This window comes from Salinisphaera sp. PC39, from assembly GCF_040361335.1.
In the GTDB taxonomy this organism is placed as follows: domain Bacteria; phylum Pseudomonadota; class Gammaproteobacteria; order Nevskiales; family Salinisphaeraceae; genus APNM01.
The window spans coordinates 31,896-47,795 of the sequence record NZ_APNM01000001.1 but is presented as its reverse complement, the minus strand read 5'-3'; the positions used below and the strand labels follow the sequence as shown (position 1 = coordinate 47,795).

The window sequence follows — 15,900 nt, the reverse complement described above, 5'->3', positions numbered from 1 at the left end:
AGTCGGACGACGGGCGAACAAAAAGCCCGGCCCGCCAGAGGCGGACCGGGCCAAGGTCCTCCCGCGTTATGGCGGGTTTACGCGTTCTGCGCGCGCTCGCGGAAACGGTTGGCGCGGCGGAAGGTGCCGAAGTCGTTGAAGCGCACCCCCATCTCCCGCATCACCTTGTGCGCCGTGCCGGCGGTGGCCTGGCGCACGTAGAAGGGCTCCTTGACCACGAAGTGGTGGATGGCGTGGGTGGAGCCGAAGTTGAAACAGAACAGCTGGAACGGCGCCAGCCACCAGGGGTTGAATACCTGGGTCTGCTGCATGACGTTGCCGTCCTCGATGTCGCCGAAGTAGTGCATGTTCGAGGACACGAAGTGCAGGCAGAAGCTGCGCAGCACGTTCGGGCCGATCAGCACCACCACCATGAAGTTGGTGAAATCGACGAACGCCAGGGTGCCGGCCGACCAGCCGGGCTCGATGCCGGCCAGCGCGGCGGCGCCGTTGGCCGCGTGGAAGCTCAGGAAGAACCACCACAGGCCCCAGTGGAACCAGCCCAGCGGGAAGTAGGCGATCAGGCCGCGGACGACCATGCGCAGGCGCAGCTTCGCGGTGGGGGCACGCTGCAGGCGCAGCAGGATCGACAGAAAGCCGTCGCCGGTCATCAGGAAACGGCGGATGCCCCACTCTTCGCCGTTGGTGATGGCGCGCTCCTCCAGGTCGCTCTCGGTGCCCGAGTGCTTGTGGTGGTGCAGATGCATGTGGCGCCGGATCCACGGGTTGATGGTGGACGGCCGCGCCAGCCAGGCCAGCGCCAACATCAGGTTGTGCGCCACCTTGTTCTTGCGGAAGTACATCAGGTGGATCAGGTCGTGCTCGAGCTCGTGGGTGAACGAGGCGAACAGCGCCACCAGCGGGATGCAGGCCCAGGCCGGCAACGCGCCGATGTAATAGAGCCAGCCGCAGGCCAGCATGCCCAGGAGCGAGCCCGCCAGGATGGACGCGCCGATGGCGTTCTGGCGCCGCAGCCACGGATGGCGCTCGCGCAGGTCCTCGCCCGCGGCCAGGACCACCTTCTTGATGTGGGCGGTCTTCTCCGCGTCGCTCATGCTCGTAACCGGCTTGGGCGGCGTGGTGTCGATGGACATGGATCGTTTCCTCCGATACAAACGACTGCAACCCAGGGGCTGCTGAGAAAGCGGCCCCCGGCGCGGGACAGGGATGTCCCGCCGCCGGTCAAGCACGTAAGCGCTTGATCGGGCGAAGCCGAGGCCGGACATGTGCCGGGCTCGACGCGCTGAAAAGGACAGGACAGTCCTTTTTCAGCATGGCCCTAGAGTAAGTGGCGGCCGCCACGGCCGCCCGACCGATCGCGCCAATCCCCTGACCGTACGCGCCAACATGACCCGCACCGCGACCGCCCTGGCAAGCTGGATCAACGCCATCCGCAAGACCCTGATCGCGCGGGGCGTGGACGCGGACGCCCTGATGCACGAGGCCGGCCTCGACGCCGGGGCGGTCGCCGATCCCAATGCCCGCTACCCGGTGGCCGCGACTACCCGGCTCTGGCGCCTGGCGGTGACGGCGACGGGCGACCCCGCCCTGGGCCTGGCGGTCTCGCGCCAGGTGAACCAGACCACCTTCCACGCCCTCGGCTACACCCTGATGGCCAGCACCACCCTGGCCGAGGCCTTCCGGCGGCTGGTGCGCTACTTCCGCGTGGTCACCGACGCCGCCGACCTGGCGTTCGAGGCGACCGCCGAGGGTTACCGCTTCCGGGTGGACGTGGATGGCGTGACACCGCGTCCCGCCGACGAGTCCATCGACGCATTCCTCACGGTCAACGTGCGCATGTGCCGGCGCCTGTACGGCCCCGACCTGACGCCGACCCGGATCCACCTGCAGCGGCCGGCGCCGGCCGATCCCGCGCCCTGGCGGGAAGCCCTGCGCGCCCCGATCGAGTTCGGCGCCGACGTCAACGTGGTGGATTTCCCGCGGCAGCCGTTCGAGACACCGCTGGAGACCGCCAACCCGGAGCTGGCCCGGCTCAACGAGCAGGCCCTGGCCTCGCATCTCGCCCGCATCGACCAGCCCCGCGTGAGCGAGCGCGCGCACGCCGCGATCGTGGACATCCTGCCCAACGGCGCGCCCACGCAGGCCCAAGTCGCGGCGCTGCTGCACATGAGCCCGCGCAATCTCCAGCGCAAGCTGGCCGCGGAGGACACCACCTACCAGGCGCTGCTCGACCGCACCCGCCGCGACCTGGCACGGGCCTATCTCGCCGATCCCCGCTATACCATCGACGAGATCACCTACCTGCTGGGCTTCGCCGAGGCAAGCAGCTTCGCCCGCGCCTTCAAGCGCTGGACCGGGATGTCGCCGACGGCCTGCCGGGAAAACGGCGGCGGCTGACCCCGGCGGGGCCGCACCGCCGCCGCGCCCCGCCGCTACAGCGTCTTCAGGTACTCGATCACCGCCCGGCGCTCCTGTTCGGTGAGCACGTCGGTGAACTCGTGGCCCTCCTTGCCGTTGCCCAGGATGCGGCTGTCATAGACCAGGCGCTTGTCGAAGCCGTCCTCGCTCGGGTCCGTGAGCGGCAGCAGCCCGGCCCAGCTCACCGTGCCCTTGAGGGCGTTCTCCACCGTCTGCACCAGCGACGGTCCCTCGTCCTGCATCGGACTGCAGTTGGCGACGGCGTTGCCCGGTATCTCGGCACAGGTCAGCTCGTCGTGCTTCCAACCGACACGCTCGTAGTCGTAGGCCGTCTCCATGCGCAGGTCGAAGCCCTTGACCAGGCCTTCCTCGCGGATCCGGCGCTGCCAGATGGCGGGCCGTTGCGAGGGGTCCAGGACCTGCTCCAGGGTGGGCACCGACCCGTTGTGGAAATACGGCGGACTCGCCCACACGCCGTACAGCGGCGGCGCCTGGTAGCCGATCACGTCCTTCTGCCAGCCGCAGGCGCCGGACGGGCGCTGACTGGTCGGATACATGTCGTCGGCCGACTCCAGCGCATACGACTTCTCCTCCGGCGGGATGTAGTTCTCGCTGCCCTCGGGGAAGGCCCAGTAAGTCGTGTCCCAGCGCTCGCGCAGCGTGGGCGTGAGCATGTCCGAGCGGGCGCGGTCGGTGCCGATCACGTCCAGCGGCGAGATGTGCCCGGCCACGCCTTCCAGCGCCGGGTCCTCCAGGTAGGTCTCGTCGTGCACGTAGCGCGGCGAATAGGCGCCGTGGCAACTCGCGCAGGAACCGTTGCCGCCCAGCGGCTCGGGCCGGTCCTCGTTGCCGGACCGCGACCACAGGTCGAGGCTGTGGAAGATCACCGCGCCCTGGCGCGCCAGATCCTCGTCGATCTCGCCCGGGAACGGCGGCGACTCCAGCGACAGCAGGAACGCCTCCACCGCCTGGTCGTACTCGGCGATGTGGTCGCGATAGGCCTTGCCGTCCGAGCTCAGCAGCAGCGAGTACTCGCCGGGGCCCGCCGCCATGATGATGCGGGTGCTGTCGCTGGACACGCCGGCATCGAAGAACTTGCGCGGGCGGTGGCTCAGGTTCCACCACTGCGGCGTGTCCTGGGTATGCGCCAGCGGGTGGGCGATATCCTGCAGGCCGCTGTCGCCGACCACGGTCTTGAGCGGATTCGGGTTGAGCCCGAGCGAATCCAGGTCCAGCAGCGTGATCAGCACCTCGAACGCGCCCACGGCGTTGTTCTGGCCGCGCTGCTTGATACCGATGTTGAACAGCCGGTTGACGTCGAGCACGTTCGGCAGGCGGCCGGACAGCGGCGTGCCCGCCCACAGCGCCCGGTCCTGGGCGTCCATGCGCACGTCGTAGTTGCTGTTGCCGATGCCCAGGTTGTCCAGGCCCACGACCTCCCGGTCGCCCGGTCCGTCGATATAGCCACCGTGGCACTGGAAGCAGGCGGCGGTGCCGATCTGCCCGGTCCAGTTGCCGTCCTCGTCCTTGATCTGGCGCAGACCCTGCGGCAACTGCCCGCTGCCGCCGTCGGTGGCCACCGGATCCTCGCCCGGCAGGGGGTACGGATTATCGAACGGCGCCTTGTTCAGGCCGTAGCGCAGCCGGTACTGCTCTTCGAAGTTCTCGGGGCGCTCGTCGTAGCCCCATTTCTCCCAGGTGCTGTTGAACTCCTCGGCGCTCATCGCGGACGCCGGCAGCACGTCCTTGAGGAAATGCAGGCCCTTGTCGCGCCGGGCCCGGTACTCGCCGCAGGTCGTCACCTGCTGCTTGTGCTCGGGCAGCTCGGCGTGGCAGTCCTGCCAGTAGGCGTTGTAGAACACCGCGTTGCCCTCGTTGGCGCCGGGCCGGACCAGCGTGCGCGGGTCGGCCGGCAACTCGGCGTCGTCCGGCTTGTCCGCGCAGAAGGTCTCCCAGACATGGCGGGCACGGCTGCTGCCCAGCAGCGGCCGTTGTTCGCCGACATCGCCGTCGGCCCGCAGGTCGCAGTTCTCGGGATCGTCCCAGCACTGAAGGAGTGTGACCACGTCGCGATAGATGCCGCTGTCCTCGGGCCAGTTGCGGCCGCCGCTGTGGGACTCGCCGCCCTCGGTGTTCATCACCAGCAGGCGGCTGTCGGCCACGCCACCGCCCATGGCCTCCCAGGCCGCCTTGAAGTTGGCATAGTCCTGGGCCTCGTTGGCGGACAGCATGAAGCGGCGGCCGTCGTCGGTGTCGGCCACGCCGTCCGGTACGTGGCAGGTCCGGCAGAAATCCATGTGAGGCGCCACGCGGGCGTCGAAGAATGCCTCCGTGCTGGCGAAGTCGCCGTCGCCACCGCCGCTGTTGGAACCGTCCCCGGCGCCGGTGTCGCCGGACCCCGAGCCGGAGCCCGAGTAGTCGCCGTTGCAACCGGCGATCGTCATCGCCCCCGCAAGCAGCCCCAAGGCCGCCAGAACGCGTGCTCCCTTCATTGTTTCTTCCCCGCACCGTCGGGTCCGGCCCGGCGGGGAAAGTACCCCGGCGGCAGCCGGCCCGTTGTGTGATTTATGTCTTGTGCGGGGATTAAGTAACATTTGTCTCTTTTGGTGTCAATCAGGTATGCTGCGCCCATGGAAGCCGCACTCGACGAACGCGCGATCGCGCGCAAACCCCAGCAGCAGCGGGCCAAGGACCGTTTCGAACGGGTCCTGGACACCGCCGAGACGCTGCTGCTGGAGGCCGGTCTGGGCGGTTTCTCGATTCCGGAGCTGGCCAACCGCCTGGGCTACACGCGGGCGAGCATCTACAAGTTCTTCCCGACGCCCTACGCGGTGCTCAACGAGCTGCTGAACCGGCATCTGCACGCCCTGGAGACGGAACTGAACCGGCACGCCGAGCGGCTGCTGGACCTGCCCTGGCCGCGGCTGACCGAGGCGATCGTGACCCTGGCGGCGGACTTCCACAACGCACACCCGGTGGGGCGGCTACTGATACTGGGCGGACCGGTCACCGACGACAGCTACCGGGCCCAGGAGATCACCATCCAGCACCTGGGCCGGCTGGCGCGGGTGCTGATGCACCGCCAGGGCGTCGAGCTGCCCGACGAGCCGGACGCGGCCACGCTGGCGGTGGACATCGGCACCACCTGTTTCCGGGTATCGTTTTTCAAGCACGGCGAGATAACGCCGGCTTACCGCGACGAGGCGGCGCGCGCCATGGTCGCCTACCTGTCGCATTACGCGGGCGAGGAGAGCGGCGCCGGATAACCGACAAGCCGCCACCCGCGATAACAACTTGGGAGGGGATATGGTGATGGCACGCGTCGCGAGAACGCGCCTGACTCTGATCGTATTGGCCGTCTTGTCGCTGCCGGCAGGTGCCTCCGCCGGGGACGGCCCGGCCGTGGGCGATCCGGCGCCGGCCTTCGAGCTGCCGCGCCTGGACGGCGAGGGCACGCTGGGCCCGGCCGATTTCGAGGGGAACTGGCTCTACGTGGATTTCTGGGCGAGCTGGTGCGCGCCCTGCCGCGATTCCTTCCCCTGGATGAACCGCCTCGCCGACGGCGGTGCGCCCGGCGACCTGCGCATCGTCGCCGTCGGCCTGGACCGCGAGCGCGCCGACGCCGAGGCCTTCCTGCGCCGCTACCCGGCCGACTTCCCCGTGGTCTGGGACGGCGACTGGACCACGCCCGAGGCCTACGGCGTCGAGACCATGCCCTCGTCCTACCTGATCGGGCCCGACGGCACCGTGCGCTTCGTGCACCGCGGTTTCCGCGAGAAGGACGCCGCGCGCCTGCGCGAGGCCCTGGCCGCCACTATCCGGGGGGAACAGCCATGAGCCGGATCGCCCTGCTGTTGTCGGCCTGCGTCCTGCTGGGCGCCTGCGCGCACGTCGAGCCCTGGCAGCGCGGGCACCTGGCCCGCGCCGAGATGGCCTTCGATCCCGATCCCCAGGCCACCGCGCTCTGGGGGCTGACCTATGCCAGCAAGGAGGCCGCCTCCGGCGGCGCCGGTATCGGAGGGGGTGGCTGTGGCTGCAACTGACCGATCCCGTCCGGACACCTCGTCCACCGTCACCGCCCTGATGACCGCCGCCCTGGCCCTGCCGGGCGCGCCCGCCGGCGCCCGCGAGCCGGTCTCGGATCTCCAGGCCGACTATCGCTACAGCGCCTACCGCGAGGACGCCCTGCCCGACGGCGCGGTCCAGGCCGGCAGTACCTCGCGCTTCGAGGTCGACACCCACCAGCTCGACCTGCGCCTGCCCCTGGCCGCGCCCTTCGGCACCGGCGCCGATCTCGATGTGTCCCTGCAGCACGAGACCATGAGCGGGGCCTCGCCCTGGTTCGTGGTCCCCGACGCCGACGACCGCCCCGTGCAGGTCATGAGCGGCGCCACCATCCAGGACGAGCACGACGACATCCTCGCCCGCGCCAATTTCCTGGGCGAGCGCCGTCGCGTCAGCGTCTCCGCGGGCTTTTCCGAGGAAAAGGATTACCGCGCCGTCAACGCCGGCCTCGAGGCCGGCGCCGATTTCCACGACGGCCTCACCACCGTCGAGGCCGGCCTCGGCTACAGCGACGACACCATCGAGCCGGTCGACGCCGAGCGCTTCCCCTCGCGCGTGCGCGAGGCCGACAAGGACAGTCTCACCGCCTTCGCCGGCCTCAGCCGTGTGCTCGACCAGCAATCCACGATCCAGACCAGCCTCAGCTTCACCGAGAACGAGGGCTTTCTCTCGGATCCCTACAAGCAGGTCTACGTCGGCGGCGAGATCCGCGCCGACACCCGGCCCGAGCGCCGCCGCCAGGGCACCTGGATGCTGCGCTACCGCCGCTTCGTCGCCCGCCTCAAGGCCGCCCTGCACGCCGACTACCGCTACTACCTCGACGACTGGGGCATCCACGCCCACACCCTGCGGCTGTCCTGGTTCCAGACCCTGCCCGGCGGCTGGCGCGTGACCCCCAGCGTGCGCTACCACAGCCAGAGCGAGGCCGACTTCTACGCCCCCTTCTTCGAGTCCGAGCCCGACGACCGCCTCTACACCAGCGACTACCGGATGTCGCCGTTCGGTGCCGTCAGCGGCCGACTGCGCGTGGACAAGGCCTTCGGCGGCCTCGAGATCAGCGTCAGCTACGAGGTCTACGACAGCGACCCCGACCTCGCCCTCGGCAACGTCGATGTCGCCAATCCCGCCCTCGTGGACTTCGACGTGATCTCGGCCTCCGTCAAGTACCGGTTCGACCGCTAGCGCATGCCCGGCCCGGTCCTGCGCTAGTCTGGGCGCATGGAACACGCGCGACGCGGCTTCCGCGCCATGGGCTCGCCCTGCGAGCTGCGCCTGTACGCGCGCGACGCGGCGGCGGCCGCGCGCGCGCTCGATCTGGCCGAGGCCGAGATCGCCCGCCTGGAGGCCAAGTACACCCGTTACCGCGACGACAGCGAAACCACGCGCATCAACCGCGGCGCCGGCGATGCCCGCGGGGTCGAGGTGGACGCCGAGACCGCCGCATTGCTCGACTACGCCGCCGTGGCCCACGCCGAGAGCGACGGCCTGTTCGACATCACCTCCGGGGTGCTGCGCCGGGTCTGGCGCTTCGACCGCGGCACCCTGCCCGATCCCGGCGACGTGGCCGCGCTGCTGCCGCTGATCGGCTGGCACCGGGTGTCCTGGCGCCGGCCGCGGCTGGTGCTGCCGACCCGCGGCATGGAGATCGATTTCGGCGGGGTGGTCAAGGAATACGCCGTGGACACGGTGGTGGAGCTGTGCCGGCGCGAGGGCGTGGCCCACGGCCTGGTCGACCTGGGCGGGGACATCGGCGTGATCGGACCGCATCCGGACGGCTCGCCCTGGCGCGTGGGCATCCGCGATCCCTGGAACGCGGAACGCGCGGCGGCGGTGCTGGCGATGGCGGACGGCGGGCTGGCCACCAGCGGCGACTACGAACGCTGCATCGAGATCGACGGCCGGCGCTACGGCCACATCCTGGACCCGCGTGACGGCTGGCCCGTGCGCAGCCTGGTCAGCGTCAGCGTGCGCGCGCCGCGCTGCATCGTCGCCGGCACGGCGGCGACCACCGCGCTCCTGCGCGGGCGCGAGGGCGGTCCCCCGTGGCTCGCGGGGCTGGGGCTGCCCCATCTCACCATCGACCGCGACGGCACGATCGGCGGCACCCTGGAGTGACGCCGGCGAACGGGCGACAATGACAGCCAGCCGCGGCGCGACCACGCCGCGACGGGAGGTCGACGCGATGACCGCCACCAGCCGGGCCGCGACACCGCCGGACGACGCCTTCTTCGAACGGCACACCCGCGATTTCTCGCTGCGCGACGGCAGCCGCATTCGCGTGCGGCCGGTGCGGCCCGACGACAAGCGGGCCCTGGCCGAGGGCCTGGCGCGACTGTCGCCGGCCTCGCGCTACCGGCGCTTCCTGTCGCCGGTCGGGGACCTGCCGGAGCGTACCCTGCGCTACCTCACCGAGATCGACTACGACCGGCACTTCGCCTGGGCCGCCTTCAGCCTGGACGAGCCCGGCACGCCCGGCATCGCGGTGGCGCGCTACGTCTGCGACCCCGACGATCCCACCATCGCCGAGCCGGCGGTGGCGGTGATCGACGACTACCAGGGTCGCGGCCTGGGCATCCTGTTGCTGCACATCCTGACCAGCACGGCCGCGGACCACGGCGTGCGCACGTTCCGCGCCTCGATCCTGGCCGACAACGAACCGATGCGGGCGATGTTCCGGGACATGGGCGCGCGCCTGCGCGCCGACGGCCCCGGCGTGCTGCGGGCCGAGGTCGACCTGCCCGGCCGCGAGCGGGCCCGCGCCCAACTCATATACGACGGCCTGCGCTATGCCTGCGAGGGCGCCATCGCCCGGGCGCGGCGGGTGCTGCTCGGCGGATAGGCCATCGACAACTGAGTTGCCGATCATCCCTGTCCTGGAGAAAGATCAGTCGAGGATCGCACACCGCTCGCAACTCCCCATTTTCTATTGTTATTGTTTTTCGCGGGATGATTGCGGCCAGGGAGGCCCTTATGCAATTCGGGAACTGCTTTTCGAGACTGGCACTATGGACGGCTACGCTCGCCCTGGGTTCAACAATGGCGTTGGTGGCTCAGGCCAGCGATTCCTCCCTCGATATGCAACAACGGTTCACTTCGGCATCCGGGGGAAAGCCATCCCCTGTCATCGCCTCCGGACCGGAAGTGACGCTAAGCGGTCCCGATGTCACGCATTATCCCCCGCCGGAGGTACCGATCCGAGTCCTGGAAAGGTACATCCTCCAGGGAGAGCATACTGAGGAGGGCTGTCGCTATGCCGAAACGGCCTCTCTCAGCCTGCGGTCGGAGCAAAGCGGCCGACACTCCTTCATTACCTACGATATCGCTCGAGACCCCGTGAACTGTCAGGTACTACGGGTGCGCGGCCGCATCAGCAACAAGTCCGCCGACACACTTCACGAACAGAAGATCGAGCACCACAAGGATGAGCGAAACCCGGAAACGGACGGAGCGAAGCGGCAAGACGATTCCCGACAACGAGGCGGCGGCGCAAACCCGCACACGCCTGACACCAGCAATGCTTCGCAATCTGATGCAGTCGAAAATTTGGCTCCTCTGACATGGTTTGAGCCAATTTTCACGTCAGAGCATACAGCCCGAGGTCAGGCTCGGGCAGAGCGCTCTGTCGGATCTTGAGCTTGAAGTAGTTGGTATCGAGCAGTCCACGGGCGCGTTTTCGGATCAGGCCGATGGCCACGTTGCCGGCCTCCAGCCGGGCGGTAGTGATCGGGTGATTGGCATAGTTGCAGATGCCTTGTCGGTGGTTGCGCAGCATCGCCGCGAAGCGCTTGATCGGCGCCAGCCGGGTCGCCTCGGCCAGCGCGCACCAGTGATCCAGGCGCCGGGCCATCTCGTGTGACGTGGCCGGCGCCTGCCAAAGCTGTTGCAGTTGTTCCTTGAGGCTGTAGACCGCCAGCAGATTCGTGTTCGCGGCCAGCAGCGTATCCAGGCGCTGGGCTTGGCGCGGGCGCAGCCGCTCGGGGTTTTTCAGCAGCAGATAACGGCTGCCGGTGAGCAGGGCCTTGTCGGCGGCCTTGGCCCGCTTGAATTCGGCCCGGCGCACTTGGTCGATGACCTTGGAATAGTTGGCCATCACGTGGAAGCGGTCGTAGACAATGGCCGCGTGCGGCAGGGACTCGGCCACCGCGTTTTCAAACGCCGGCCACATGTCCATGGCCACCGCCTCGATGGCCTGGGCGGTCTCGGGCATCAGCCGGTCGAGGAAGGCCTGAAGGCCGGCCTTGGAGCGGCCCTCGGTGACCCACAGCAGGTGGCCGGCTTCCAGGTCGTAGACCAGGGTGAGATAGTCATGGCCCTTGGCGCGGGCGACCTCGTCGATGCCCAGATAGCGCACGCCGGTGATGTCCTGCGGGTGCAGCGCCGGCAGCTCGGCATGCAGGGTGCGTGCATCCATGGCCTTGACCGTGCGCCAGGCCAGACCCGTGTAGCGGGCTACCGCGTCAATGGCCATGTGCCGACACAGCTGACACACGAACCGGCAGAAACGGTGGGTATAGCCCCTCCCCGGATCAACGAAGACCAGGTGCTCCATGCGCCGATCCGTGGCGCCGACCTTGAGCTGGCAGTACTCGATCTCCAGCGTCACCGCGCGTCCCCACAACGGCAGATCCCGGACCCGCCGACGCAACCAGCGATTGACTGTACCGCGCGCCCCGGTGCGGTGGTCCACCGGGGCAAAACGCTGATCGCGCGTGCAGCGCACCACCAGCTCATCGGCCGCCTGGTCCCAGGACAACGACTTGACGCACTGGCCCCGCAGGCCAAGAATCGACGTCGGGATGATTGCCGCCATCTACAAGCTCCTTCTTTTCTGGTGTAGGAACTTGTATTAGAACGAGTTTGTCGGCGGCAGTCATCCCTTTCTAGCTCACGTCAGTGCAGAAGAGCCGAAAATTTTGCCCGACTGTACACCTATGTAACGGACGGCAATAACAACTTCGCGAACACTCCGCTCGCTAACCTATTTGGATATCCGACGACCGTAGCAGGCGTCGAGGAAGTATTGACACATCGCACCAACACCGACGAAACCGGCAATTCGCCCTATTGCATTCCGTGGTCGGGCGGCAATCCGCAGTTCCCGAACCCGGAGGCACAGTCTGGCGTTACCGACCAAGGCAGATTTTGGATACTGGAGAATGAAGTCACCACATGGGCCTATGTGGACGAACAGTCCTGTGCCGGCCCTAGTGGACTTCAAGTGCACACGGACGCCGGGTTCAGCACCAACGCTAACCCAGCGTTGGCGAACGCGCTAATCCGGTTGCTGGGAGGAAACGACACGATAGATTGTTCGGAAGGCGCGAGCATCGAGTACGAGAATCATCGGGTTTTCATGGATTATTCGAATCCTGGCTCATATACCATTCCCGAAGTCGTCTTCACGAATGAAGTTATGATCACCGGGGATAACGACCATTGCACCGAGTTCTTGCAGCTCGTCGGTCCCGTGACAACGGTGGATTTAGGGCGGCCGTATCCACCGGAGGACTGAACCCAGAGCTTGGAACTTGGCTTCCGACTCAAGGACTGGTCTAACCTTCACGGAAATCTGCATCGCAAGCCGATATCAATTGGCGCTGCCGACAAGAACGGTCAGCAGCATCTACCTGCACAATTTGAAGACCTTCGCGACTAATCCAGAATCCGAGCAGCCGTTTTCGATGCGTAGAACGGCTCCAGTCGCCGCCGGATCAGTGCCTCCAGGTAACCGCCCTCCCGCAGCGCGTCCACCACCGGCGGCGCCAGGGCCAGCGCCTCGCGCTCCAGGGTGTCGCGGCCGATGCCGACGATCGCCGCGGCCTCGGTCAGCGGGCGGTCGCCCCAGCGGCCGTAGAAATCGTCGATGGCCGCGTCCACCAGCGTGCGCACGTAGTCCGAGGCCCGCAGGCGCTCCCAGACCGCCAGCCCGAAATCCGTCAACGCCTCGGTCTCGTCGCCGTCGAGCACGTCGTCCACCGCCAGCGTGCGGTCCGCGGCGGCGGCCCACACCTCGTCGGCCAGGGCGTGGATGCGCTCCGCGGTGAGGGCGCCGAGCAGGAACGTCTCGCTGTGGCGCAGGGTCCGCTCCAGATTGCCCTCCAGGTAGGCCCGGACCTGGCGCTCGATCTGCGCCTCCAGGCCCGGCAGGCGCTTGTTGACGCTGCCGGCGCCCTTGCGGAGCAGCGACGATACCCCCGGGATACGCTGCAGCAGGGCGCGATCGCTGAACAGGAACCCCTTGATGCCGTGGTAGAGCAGGTCGGAGGCCAGCATCCGGTAGAGGCGGCCGTGCAGTGCCCGCCGGATCAGGCGTTCGCGCAGGTCCTCCAGGTCCGCGATCAGGTCGACGCCCCGATCGAACAGCTCGCGGTCGATCACGTCCGCGACCGCGGTCTCGCGGTTGACCGGATGCGTCACCAAGTGGCGGGCGACGGCGCCCACCTCCGCCGCCAGGTCCTCGCCCAGCGGCCGTTCCAGCACCAGCCGGCGGGCGGCGCCGCGTACCGTGGCCGCGTCCGCCACCGCGGCGAGCGGGGTTTCCCCGGCCCAGTCCCACAGGTGCCGGACCTCGCGTGCGAGGTGGCGTTCCAGGGTCTTGCCGCGCCATTGCCGCAGCTCGAAGGCGACGTGCGCGTCCAGCAATTCGCGGGCGATCTCGTTCATGGGCCGTGGAACCGGCGACTCAGCCAAGGCGCGTCATCTTGCGCGATCGCGCCGGCGCTGACGAGCCCCGGCCGCGCGCCCTGCGTTATGCTGCCCGGCACATCGGGTCGCGACGGCCCGCCGAGGAGGATGCGTCGATGATCCTGTACGACTGGCAAGTGGCCCCCAACCCGCGCCGGGTGCGCATGTACCTGGCCGAGAAGGGCCTGACCGTGGAGACCCAGCAGGTCGCGCCGCCCGACAGCCTGGAGCTGGACCCCGAGTTCCTGGCCAAGAGCCCGCGCCGCCGGGTGCCGCTGCTGGAGCTGGACGACGGCACCCTGATCGGCGAGGCCATGGCCATCTGCCGCTACTTCGAGATCCTCCACCCCGAGCCGCCGCTGTTCGGGCGCGACGCCCGCGAGGCCGCCCTGGTCGAGATGTGGGAGCGCGAATCCGAGATCGCCGGGCTGCACGCCGCCGCCGAGTGCTTCCGCAACGCGGTGCCTGCCTTCGCCGGCCGCGCCCTGCCCGGCTACCCCGACCGCGTCGAGCAGATCCCGGAGCTCGTGGAACGCGGCCGCTACCGCTACAACGTCTTCCTGGAGGGCCTGGACCGGCACCTGGCCGACAACGTCCACCTGGCCGGCGACAGCTTCTCGGTGGCCGACATCACGGCCTTCTGCGGGATCGACTTCGCACGCAAGTTCCGGTTGCCGGTCCCCGAGGAACTGACTCATCTCCGTCGCTGGTTCGACGCCGTGGGCGGGCGGTCCAGCACCGCGGCCTGACACGACCGGGGCCGGACACCGTGGCCAATCTCTACGACGCGGTCATGCGCGAGGCCATGCAGCGCCGGCTGGGCGACCTGACCCTGGTCTCGTTCGGGCTGCGCGGGGGCGCCCTGCTGGTCGACGGCAACGACTTGGCGGCCGCGCGGCAATGGGCCTACCAGAAGCCGGCCAGCGGCGATCCCAACCGCGACCTGCAGCTCCTGCTGGGGCGCCTGGAATGCTATGTCAGCCGCTTCGGCACGGGCATCGCCCCCAAGGGCTCGCCGGCGCGCCTGCTGCGCCTGGCCCGCTCGCTGCGCGAGATCGGCCTGGAGTGGGAGGACTGGAACTTCCCGCGCGCGGTCGCCGACGAGCTGCGCAAGCGCCCGGCAACCGGCGACGAACCGCCACCCTGAGCCGCGAAACTTTTTCTGGACAGAATCCCCGGCATGGGGCATGCTGGCCGTACATTCGTTTCAAGCCGTGCCCACTGCGGTCTCTGCGGCCCGTCTCCCCGACGGGGTTACCAGGTTACCCCAGACACGTTTCTTGATCGCTTGTACACCACGGGCGTGGCCCGTGTAATTTGTTGCTATATGAGGAAACGTCATGTCTGACGTATTGACCGGTACCGTGAAGTGGTTCAACGACGCCAAGGGCTACGGGTTCATCACCCCGACCGACGGCGGCAAGGACGTCTTCGCGCACGCCAACGAGATCGCCGGCAGCGGCTTCCGCTCGCTGACCGAGGGCCAGACGGTCCAGTTCGTGATCACGCAGGGCAAGAAGGGGCCGCAGGCCTCCGACATCCGTCCCGCGTAACGCGCGAACGCGATTATCGCGATCAGGGCCCCCGGCTTCGGCCGGGGGCCTTTTTCGTGGACTACTCGCCGAGTAGCCGCATCCCCAGCGCCACGCCGAAACCCCAGGCACCGTTCAGCATCAGCGCGCCCGCGATCACGGCGGGATCCCAGCCGCCGGCCAGGCCCAGTCCCTTCAGGGGGAACACCACGAACAACGCCACCGCGCTGGGCGCCAGCGCGCCGAACACCACGGCCCGCACCCAGTAGCCGACGCGGCCGCTGTCCCGGAACACCAGCCAGGCGGGAATCGCCCAGACCCCGCCCCAGAACGCCAGCGACAACACGTCGGGCACGCCGAACGGCCAGGTGCGCGCCAGGCTGTAGGGGGCCTCGGGCGCAAGCCCGGCCAGGTAGAACACCAGGAACAGGCCCTGATGGAAGATCAGGGTCGACATGAACCCCGCCAGAAACGGTTTGCCGTAGGTCATCGCACCTCCCTTTGCATGGTGCCGGGGACCGCCCTTGCGCGGCCGCCCGCCGGACCCGGACAGTGGTTATCGGCCGCTCTCCGCGACACCGCAGCCGGCCGCACCCTGTTCGCGAGCGCCCCGAGGGATTACCCTGGGCGGCCATTCACCGCATAGACAGCGGGGCATTACATGCAGATCGCAGAGAACACCGTCGTCAGCTTCGACTATACGCTGCGCAACAACGACGGCGAGACCCTGGACACCTCCGAGGGCCGCGAGCCCCTGACCTACCTGCACGGCCACGGCAACATCATCCCCGGCCTGGAGAAGGCCATGACCGGCCGCGACGAGGGCGACTCCTTCTCGGTGACGGTTCCCCCGGAGGACGCCTACGGCCAGCACCGCGAGGAACTGGTGCAGAACGTGCCGCGCAGTGCCTTTCAGGGCGTGGAGCAGCTCGAGCCCGGCATGCAGTTCCAGGCCGAGTCCAACGCCGGCCCCATGGTCGTGACCGTGAAGGAAGTCGGCGACGACGAGGTCACCGTGGACGGCAACCATGTGCTCGCCGGCCAGGAGCTGCAGTTCGAGGTCGAGGTCAAGACTGTACGCGGCGCCAGCGACGAGGAGATCGAGCACGGCCACGTGCACGACGGCAGCACGCACGAGTAACCGCCCGCCAGCCGCGGATCCCGCCACGCCCGGCGCCAGGGCGACCGGGCCGGGATTCGC

General features: G+C 68.5%; 17 protein-coding genes. 12 read left to right on the top strand and 5 right to left on the bottom strand.

Going from position 1 to position 15,900, the window contains the following annotated elements; genetic code table 11:
• Positions 1–77: 77 nt before the first annotated feature.
• The gene (locus PC39_RS00240) at positions 78–1,133 is read right to left on the bottom strand and encodes a fatty acid desaturase (RefSeq protein WP_353251346.1); all 1,056 of its coding nucleotides are present in this window, start codon (positions 1,131–1,133) and stop codon (positions 78–80) included.
• Between the two features lie 253 nt (positions 1,134–1,386).
• On the opposite strand from PC39_RS00240, the gene PC39_RS00235 reads away from it, so the two are divergent.
• Positions 1,387–2,397 carry an AraC family transcriptional regulator gene (locus PC39_RS00235; RefSeq protein ID WP_353251345.1) on the top strand — a complete coding sequence of 337 codons (1,011 nt, stop codon included), beginning with the start codon at positions 1,387–1,389 and terminating at the stop codon, positions 2,395–2,397.
• 35 nt (positions 2,398–2,432) lie between these two features.
• Here the strand turns inward: PC39_RS00235 and roxC are convergent, their stop codons facing one another.
• Positions 2,433–4,910, bottom strand: coding sequence for a putative rubber dioxygenase RoxC (gene roxC, locus PC39_RS00230; RefSeq protein ID WP_353251344.1), 2,478 nt, complete (start codon positions 4,908–4,910; stop codon positions 2,433–2,435).
• A gap of 138 nt (positions 4,911–5,048) precedes the next feature.
• Here roxC and PC39_RS00225 point away from each other — a divergent pair, with 138 nt between their 5' ends.
• From PC39_RS00225 to PC39_RS00200, 6 genes are read left to right on the top strand one after another with little or no spacing between them, the layout of a single operon-like run.
• Complete coding sequence (locus tag PC39_RS00225; protein WP_353251343.1) at positions 5,049–5,684, top strand: TetR/AcrR family transcriptional regulator; 636 nt, start codon at positions 5,049–5,051, stop codon at positions 5,682–5,684.
• 46 nt (positions 5,685–5,730) lie between these two features.
• The gene (locus PC39_RS00220) at positions 5,731–6,255 is read left to right on the top strand and encodes a TlpA family protein disulfide reductase (protein ID WP_353251342.1); all 525 of its coding nucleotides are present in this window, start codon (positions 5,731–5,733) and stop codon (positions 6,253–6,255) included.
• Positions 6,252–6,461, top strand: coding sequence for a DUF4266 domain-containing protein (locus PC39_RS00215; protein ID WP_353251341.1), 210 nt, complete (start codon positions 6,252–6,254; stop codon positions 6,459–6,461). The genes PC39_RS00220 and PC39_RS00215 overlap by 4 nt, the downstream gene beginning before the upstream one ends.
• Entirely contained in the window at positions 6,448–7,665 is a 1,218-nt protein-coding gene (locus PC39_RS00210; protein ID WP_353251340.1) for a DUF3570 domain-containing protein, read from the top strand. Before PC39_RS00215 ends, PC39_RS00210 begins: the two co-directional genes overlap by 14 nt.
• 36 nt (positions 7,666–7,701) lie before the next feature.
• Entirely contained in the window at positions 7,702–8,598 is an 897-nt protein-coding gene (locus PC39_RS00205; protein WP_353251339.1) for an FAD:protein FMN transferase, read from the top strand.
• A gap of 19 nt (positions 8,599–8,617) precedes the next feature.
• Complete coding sequence (locus PC39_RS00200; RefSeq protein WP_353251338.1) at positions 8,618–9,322, top strand: GNAT family N-acetyltransferase; 705 nt, start codon at positions 8,618–8,620, stop codon at positions 9,320–9,322.
• 735 nt (positions 9,323–10,057) lie between these two features.
• Here the strand turns inward: PC39_RS00200 and PC39_RS00195 are convergent.
• On the bottom strand, positions 10,058–11,293 hold the full coding sequence (locus tag PC39_RS00195; protein WP_353251337.1) for an ISL3 family transposase: 1,236 nt from the start codon (positions 11,291–11,293) through the stop codon (positions 10,058–10,060).
• A gap of 210 nt (positions 11,294–11,503) precedes the next feature.
• Between PC39_RS00195 and PC39_RS00190 the strand changes: the two genes are divergently transcribed.
• Positions 11,504–11,995, top strand: a complete 492-nt coding sequence (locus tag PC39_RS00190) for a hypothetical protein (protein ID WP_353251336.1) — start codon at positions 11,504–11,506, stop codon at positions 11,993–11,995.
• A gap of 140 nt (positions 11,996–12,135) precedes the next feature.
• On the opposite strand, the gene PC39_RS00185 is transcribed toward PC39_RS00190, so the two are convergent.
• Positions 12,136–13,146 carry a hypothetical protein gene (locus PC39_RS00185; RefSeq protein WP_353251335.1) on the bottom strand — a complete coding sequence of 337 codons (1,011 nt, stop codon included), beginning with the start codon at positions 13,144–13,146 and terminating at the stop codon, positions 12,136–12,138.
• A gap of 38 nt (positions 13,147–13,184) precedes the next feature.
• Between PC39_RS00185 and PC39_RS00180 the strand changes: the two genes are divergently transcribed.
• The 3 genes from PC39_RS00180 (at position 13,185) to PC39_RS00170 (ending at position 14,720) form a co-directional block, all read left to right on the top strand.
• Complete coding sequence (locus PC39_RS00180; protein WP_353251334.1) at positions 13,185–13,916, top strand: glutathione S-transferase family protein; 732 nt, start codon at positions 13,185–13,187, stop codon at positions 13,914–13,916.
• 20 nt (positions 13,917–13,936) lie between these two features.
• Positions 13,937–14,314: a hypothetical protein gene (locus PC39_RS00175; protein ID WP_353251333.1), complete on the top strand. Its 378-nt coding sequence runs from the start codon at positions 13,937–13,939 to the stop codon at positions 14,312–14,314.
• Between the two features lie 193 nt (positions 14,315–14,507).
• Positions 14,508–14,720: a cold-shock protein gene (locus PC39_RS00170; RefSeq protein ID WP_353251332.1), complete on the top strand. Its 213-nt coding sequence runs from the start codon at positions 14,508–14,510 to the stop codon at positions 14,718–14,720.
• A gap of 61 nt (positions 14,721–14,781) precedes the next feature.
• On the opposite strand, the gene PC39_RS00165 is transcribed toward PC39_RS00170, so the two are convergent.
• Positions 14,782–15,189: a hypothetical protein gene (locus PC39_RS00165; RefSeq protein ID WP_353251331.1), complete on the bottom strand. Its 408-nt coding sequence runs from the start codon at positions 15,187–15,189 to the stop codon at positions 14,782–14,784.
• A 171-nt stretch (positions 15,190–15,360) separates the two neighbouring features.
• Between PC39_RS00165 and slyD the strand changes: the two genes are divergently transcribed.
• Positions 15,361–15,840, top strand: coding sequence for a peptidylprolyl isomerase (slyD, locus tag PC39_RS00160; RefSeq protein WP_353251330.1), 480 nt, complete (start codon positions 15,361–15,363; stop codon positions 15,838–15,840).
• Positions 15,841–15,900: the final 60 nt, after the last annotated feature.